Source organism: Ruminococcus sp., from assembly GCF_045129435.1.
Lineage (GTDB): Bacteria > Bacillota > Clostridia > Oscillospirales > Acutalibacteraceae > Ruminococcoides.
The window spans coordinates 1-6553 of the sequence record NZ_JBGVJL010000136.1 but is presented as its reverse complement, the minus strand read 5'-3'; the positions used below and the strand labels follow the sequence as shown (position 1 = coordinate 6553).

Annotated in this window: 5 protein-coding genes; 2 read left to right on the top strand and 3 right to left on the bottom strand. The window is 40.7% G+C overall.

Going from position 1 to position 6553, the window contains the following annotated elements; all coding sequences use genetic code 11:
• Positions 1-135 precede the first annotated feature (135 nt).
• The 3 genes from nifU to rnhA are packed head-to-tail and all read right to left on the bottom strand — an operon-like array spanning position 136 to position 2266.
• A complete protein-coding gene (gene nifU, locus ACJMMI_RS06495) occupies positions 136-564 on the bottom strand; it encodes a Fe-S cluster assembly scaffold protein NifU (protein WP_405354394.1) in 429 nt (142 codons plus the stop codon).
• Between the two features lie 15 nt (positions 565-579).
• Complete coding sequence (gene nifS / locus ACJMMI_RS06490; RefSeq protein ID WP_405354393.1) at positions 580-1779, bottom strand: cysteine desulfurase NifS; 1200 nt, start codon at positions 1777-1779, stop codon at positions 580-582.
• 43 nt (positions 1780-1822) lie between these two features.
• Positions 1823-2266, bottom strand: coding sequence for a ribonuclease HI (gene rnhA, locus ACJMMI_RS06485; RefSeq protein ID WP_405354392.1), 444 nt, complete (start codon positions 2264-2266; stop codon positions 1823-1825).
• 506 nt (positions 2267-2772) lie between these two features.
• Between rnhA and ACJMMI_RS06480 the strand changes: the two genes are divergently transcribed.
• Complete coding sequence (locus ACJMMI_RS06480; RefSeq protein ID WP_405354391.1) at positions 2773-4638, top strand: ribonuclease J; 1866 nt, start codon at positions 2773-2775, stop codon at positions 4636-4638.
• 31 nt (positions 4639-4669) lie between these two features.
• The coding region (locus tag ACJMMI_RS06475) for a DHH family phosphoesterase (RefSeq protein ID WP_405354390.1) at positions 4670-6553 on the top strand (1884 nt) is incomplete at its 3' end.

Sequence of the window (6553 nt, the reverse complement as noted above, 5' to 3'; positions counted from 1 at the left end):
TCAACACCTCATCAGTCACTTGCGTGACAGCTTCCCCTCGAGGGGAAGCCTAAATCCGCTAAACCATAATTTCCCCACCCCTTTGATAAAAACAACAAAAAAGGACAGGTTTTTAAGCCTGTCCCAAAATTTTGATTAGTGGCAATGACAATCGTCACAGTCGCCGATGTCACCTACGATTGGAGTAGGGTCAATGCCGTTTTTCTTGTAGTAATCAGCAAGTGCAGCTTTGATTGCCTGCTCAGCAAGAACAGAACAGTGCACCTTTACTGGCGGAAGTCCGTCAAGAGCCTCCATAACTGCCTTGTTTGTAAGCTTTAAAGCTTCATCAATGGTTTTTCCCTTGATAAGCTCAGTTGCCATACTGCTTGTTGCAATAGCAGCACCGCAGCCAAAGGTTTTGAACTTAACATCTACAATTCTGTTGTCCTCAACCTTGATATACATTTTCATAATGTCGCCACATTTTGAGTTGCCTACTTCACCGATGCCGTCAGCATCAGGAATTTCGCCAACATTTCTTGGGTTGGCAAAGTGGTCCATTACCTTTTCTGAATAAGCCATATCTAAGCCTCCTGATTATTTATTAAGAGCTTCTTGAGCCTCTTGCTTTTTAATTTTTTCCCAGAGAGGTGACATATTTCTCAGGTATGTTACAATCTGAGGGATAACCTCGAGCATATAGTCAACATCTTCATCTGTAAGCTCTGCTGAGAATGAAAGACGCATACTGCCGTGTGCAATTTCGTGAGGAAGACCGATTGCAAGAAGAACATGGCTTGGGTCAAGGCTGCCTGAAGTACAAGCAGAGCCTGAAGAAGCCGAAATTCCGTTCATATCAAGTCTTAAAAGCAGGCTTTCACCCTCAATGCCCTCAAAGCACATATTAACATTACCCGGCAGACGATGAACTCTGTCACCGTTTACTCTTGAGCGTTCAATTTTGAGAAGTCCGTCAATAAGTCTGTCACGCAGTTTTTCAAGATGTTCTCTTCTTTCATCCATTGTGTCAACAGCTTCCTGAAGAGCTGCGTCAAGACCAACTACTCCGGCAACATTTTCTGTACCGGCTCTTTTATTTCTTTCCTGAGCACCGCCGTCAATTAAATTCTCTAATCTGATACCTCTTTTAACATAGAGAAGTCCAATGCCCTTAGGACCGTGTAATTTATGAGCAGTCATTGAAAGCATATCAATATTCTGCTCCTGAACATTTATTTTTACATAGCCGGCAGCCTGAACAGCGTCGGTATGGAAAATTACATGATGTTTTCTGCAAATAGCACCGATTTCGGTAATTGGCTGGATTGTACCGATTTCATTGTTTGCGTACATAATAGATACAATAGCTGTATCCTCTCTGATTGCGTTTTCTACATCTTCAGGATGAACAATACCGTTTTCATACACATCAAGGTAAGTTACCTCAAAGCCCTCTTTTTCAAGAGTCTGGCAGGTGTGAAGAATAGCGTGATGCTCAAACTTAGAAGTAATAATATGCTTTTTGCCCTTAGCTTTAAGAGCTCTGCATACGCCCTTTAATGCCCAGTTATCAGATTCACTGCCGCCTGAGGTAAAGTATATCTCATTTGCATTAGCCGCACCAAGGTTTTTGGCAATGTTTTCTCTTGAATTTTCAAGAATTTCCTTGGCTTTACCGCCGATTCTGTAAAGGCTTGACGGGTTGCCGTAGTACTCGGTGAGTACAGGCATCATTTTTTCAAGCACAGTAGGCGATATAGCTGTTGTAGCGGAGTTGTCTGCATAAATATATCTCATACTTATTAATCTCCAATCTATATCTATATAAAAAGTCGGTCACTCAGCCTTTTGAAAACTTGTGTGCCTCGGCAACTGCCAAGCGGTCACAGCGTTCGTTTTCAGGGTGGCCAGCGTGGCCTTTTACCCATACAACATCAACATTGTGAATGTCACAAAGGGAAAGAAGCTTGTCCCAAAGTTCAGGATTAAGTGCTTTTTCCTTTTTGTTTCTCATCCAACCGTTTGCTTTCCATTTTTTAGCCCAGCCGAGCTTCAATGCGTTGCAAACATATTGAGAATCGCTGTACAGAGTTACATTGCATGGCTCTTTAAGAAGAGAAAGTGCACCAATTACGGCACTAATTTCCATTCGGTTATTTGTAGTGACAGCTTCTCCACCCGAGATTTCCTTTTCGTGCTCATTATATCGTAATATCGCACCCCAGCCACCGGGTCCCGGATTGCCGCTGCAAGCACCATCTGTAAAAATTTCAACTTGTTTCATTTGCAATTCTCCTTAGCTGATGTTCAACCTATATTATAATACGCAAAATCACCAAATGCAACCATATTTTATGTTTATTTTTTCATTTTAAAGTTATTATGAACTGAATTTATTAAATAATAATTATTATTTTTGAAATCTTGCATATTTTTAGTAATTTGCTTTCATAAATGCACATACTAAAATGGAAATTAACGGAAAGTTTACCAAACTGTAATCATAAAATTTGACTTTAATTCTTTAACATGCTTGACATTACTCTTTGATTTGCTGTACAATAAAGAAGATTACAATTAGGATTTAATCTGTATGGAATTACAGATTTTAAATATATTATACAGTATATATTATTAATGTTTCATTTACTGATATGACCGTTATGTATCAGGGCTTTGTTTTTTACTTAAAACGCAGGCTATTGTGCGTAATACATACAAAAGGAATATTATGCCTGTATTGTGTGAAATGTTAATTTTAATAAAATTTATGAATATGGAGGTAAATTTGTGAGTACAGAATTCAAGTACGATAACAGAAGAAAGAACAATAACTACAGTAAGTACTCAAAGGGCAAAAAAAATTACGGAGGAAATTCCTACAAGCCGGGACAGGGAAAAGGAGAAGCGGATTCTTTTAATAAAACTAAAAACTTTAAATATACAAAGAATTACCGTAAAAAGCCTTATCAGAAGCAGTCAAGACTGGTTAAGAATAAACCTTCGGTAAAAATTGCATTTCTCGGTGGTCTTAACGAAATCGGCAAGAACATTACAATGATTGAGTGTGAGAACGATATTATTCTTGTTGACTGCGGTATGGCTTTCCCGGATGGTGATATGCTCGGTGTTGACCTTGTTATTCCTGATTTTACTTATATTGAGCAGAATCAGGACAAAATCAGAGGTATTGTGCTTACTCACGGTCATGAGGATCACATTGGCGGTTTGCCGTTTTTACTTGGCAGAGTCAACATTCCGATTTATGGCACTTCACTTACTCTTGGTCTTGTCGGCAATAAGCTCAAGGAGCACAGCCTTTATAATGAGTCGAGCCTAAACAGAGTAAACGCAGGCGAAACCATAAAGCTTGGCTGTATGAGCGTGGAGTTTATTCATGTAAACCATTCAATTCCTGATGCGGTAGCATTTGCAATCCGCACACCTGCCGGCACTATTGTTCATACAGGTGACTTTAAAATCGACTGCACACCTATCACAGGTGATATGATTGATTTGTCAGCGTTTGCCAGAGTAGGCGATGAGGGTGTTCTCGCACTCCTTGCCGAGAGTACAAACGCAGAGCGTCCCGGATACACTCAGACTGAAAGAACAGTTTCCGACAGCTTTGACAATCTTTTCAGAAGAGCCGAGCATGACAGAATTATTATTGCTACCTTTGCTTCAAATGTAAACCGAGTTCAGCAGATTATAAATTGTGCCGAGAAATACGGCAGAAAGGTCGCTTTCTCAGGCAGAAGTATGGTAAACTATATGGCAGTTGCAAGTGAGCTTGGCTATTTGAGCGTGCCGGAGAATATTTTAATTGACCTTGATATGCTCGACAGATACCCAAGAGAGCAAATTGTGCTTGTTACTACAGGCAGTCAGGGTGAGCCGATGAGTGCTTTGTCAAGAATGGCATACTCTGACCATAGAAAGGTTATGGTTGGTGAGGGTGATTTTATCATCATTTCCGCAAATCCGATTCCGGGCAACGAAAAAACAGTCGGCAATGTTGTTGATGAGCTTCTCAAAAAGGCCTGTAAGGTTGTTTATGAGTCAATGTATGAAGTTCATGTGTCCGGACATGCTTGTCAAGAGGAGCTTAAAATTATTCATAAGCTTGTTAAGCCTAAGTATTTCATTCCTGTTCACGGCGAGCAAAAGCACCTCAGAAAGCACGCTGACCTTGCAATGTTCCTCGGAATGGAAAAGAAAAACATCTATATCGGTGATGTAGGCAGTTGCATTGAAATAAACGAAAACTATATGAAGGAGCTTCCTGCTGTGCCTGCCGGCAAGGTATTTGTTGACGGACTCGGTGTTGGCGATGTAGGTAGCATCGTACTTCGTGACAGAAAGCATTTGGGACAGGACGGTCTTATTATTATCGTTGCTTCCCTTGATGTATATGACGGTCATGTTATCAGCGGTCCTGACATTGTATCAAGAGGTTTTGTTTATGTTCGTGAGAGCGAAGGACTTCTTGATGAGGTAAGACAGATTGCCGCAAATATTCTTGAAGATTGTGCCGACAATAATATTCACGAGTGGGGTATTATTAAGAACAGAATTAAAGACGATGTTTCTAAGCACATTTCTCAGAAAACACGCAGAACACCTATGATTCTTCCAATTTTACAGGAAGTTTAAGTTAAAAAATCTACGAAAGGAAGGGTTTGAATTGAAAAGAAAAAAGTTTACAACTATGCCGACATTCATTATTTTCTCGGTTGCGATGCTCGCAATGGCTTTTGCTTCATACGGTTATGACCCAATGCTGTGCTACATTGAAATTGCAGTTTCGGTTGTCACCGCCGGTATAGTCGTGCTTTCAACCCTTCGCTTTCGTAACTATATAACCACAACTGTTCGCAGTACCGCCGAGAAAATCAACGGCTTCAATCCCGAATTTCTCGACAAATACAAAATTCCCGTCACTGTGCTTGGCACAGACGGCGAGATTATATGGAGCAACACGAGATTTCGCAAGCAGTTCTGCAACGGCAAAAACCCTGAGGGCGATATAATTTCGCCTTACATAGGTGACAAAAAGATAACCGCAGTAGCTGACCACGACACCTTTGAAACGGCATGCAACGGCAATGAATTTGTCGCATTCGCAATTTCTACAAATGACGGCTATGTCTGTTATTTTATAGAAAATACATATTATAAGCAGATTATGCGTGAGTACCACGCTACACGCCCTTGCGTTGCAATCATTACCTTTGACAACAGTGACGATTTCTCAAACGAATCCGATGAAATTTACTCTGAGGTTTCACTGAATGTTCAGTCATTTTTGCAGAGATGGGCAAATGAATACAACGCACTTTTCAAGATAATCGGCAGTAATCGTTATATGATTATCTTCAAGGAAACCGATGTTGACAAGCTTGTAGAGCAGAAATTCCCTATTTTGCAGGAAATTCATTCTATCAAAGCAGGTCAGCACTCCGCTACCGTATCAATCGGTTTGTGCAGAGGAATTTATTCGCTTAAAGACAGTGAAACCAATGCACGAAAAGCACTTGAAATGGCACTCGGCAGAGGCGGCGATCAGGTTGCAATCATAAGCAACAATGTTTACGAATTCTTCGGTGGTACAGCCGCTACTTCTGAAAAGGTAAGCAAGGTGCGTATGCGTGTTATTGCAAATGCAATCAAGCGTACTATCAATGACTGCGACAAAGTCCTTATTATGGGACACCGCTTTTCTGACCTCGACTGCGTTGGTGCGGCTATCGGTATGCAGTCTGTTATGGAAAAATCGTTCAATCTTTATTCAAAGATTGTTATTGATAAAACTAAAACAATGGCTGAAAAGCTGATTGACTATGCAGAGAAGAACATAGGCAAAGACATTTTTATTACTCCGCAGGAGGCAATGAATCAGGTTACACAAAAAACCTTGCTTCTTATCGTTGATACACATCTCAGAAATTCACTTGAAAGACCTGAGCTTTATGATGAGTGTAAGAAGGTTATTGTCATTGACCACCACCGTAGAGCAGTTAATTATATAGACAATGCTCTTGTATTCTGCCATGAGCCGTTCGCATCTTCCGCCTGCGAAATGTGCAGTGAAATTATCAGCTGCATTGATGAAAAGGCTATCGGATACGCTCAGGCGGACGCATTACTTGCGGGCATTATGCTTGATACCAAGAATTTTGTCTTAAAAACAGGTGTAAGAACCTTTGAGGCGGCGGCATATCTGAGAAGACGAGGTGCAACTACTATCAATGTAAAGCAGATGTTCTCCGATTCTATTGAAACCTATCGTGAAAAGGTAAGTATCGTTTGTGACGCTAAAATATACAAAAATTGTGCAATTTCTGTTGCAAAGGGTGCTGACGGCGATGTTAGACTTGCCTCGGCTCAGGCGGCAGACGAACTATTAACACTTGAAAATGTAAAGGCATCATTCGTAATTTTCGAAAGCGGCGGAAAAATCTGCATTTCCGCACGAAGCTTTGGTGCTGTAAATGTGCAGATTATTATGGAAAAACTCGGCGGTGGCGGACATCAGACAATGTCGGCTACTCAGCTTAGTGATATAAAT

Excerpts from the sequence above, each read along its gene's own strand:
- nifU (WP_405354394.1), bottom strand. The coding sequence starts at position 564 with ATGGCTTATTCAGAAAAGGTAATGGACCACTTTGCCAACCCAAGAAAT.
- nifS (WP_405354393.1), bottom strand. The coding sequence starts at position 1,779 with ATGAGATATATTTATGCAGACAACTCCGCTACAACAGCTATATCGCCT.
- rnhA (WP_405354392.1), bottom strand. The coding sequence starts at position 2,266 with ATGAAACAAGTTGAAATTTTTACAGATGGTGCTTGCAGCGGCAATCCG.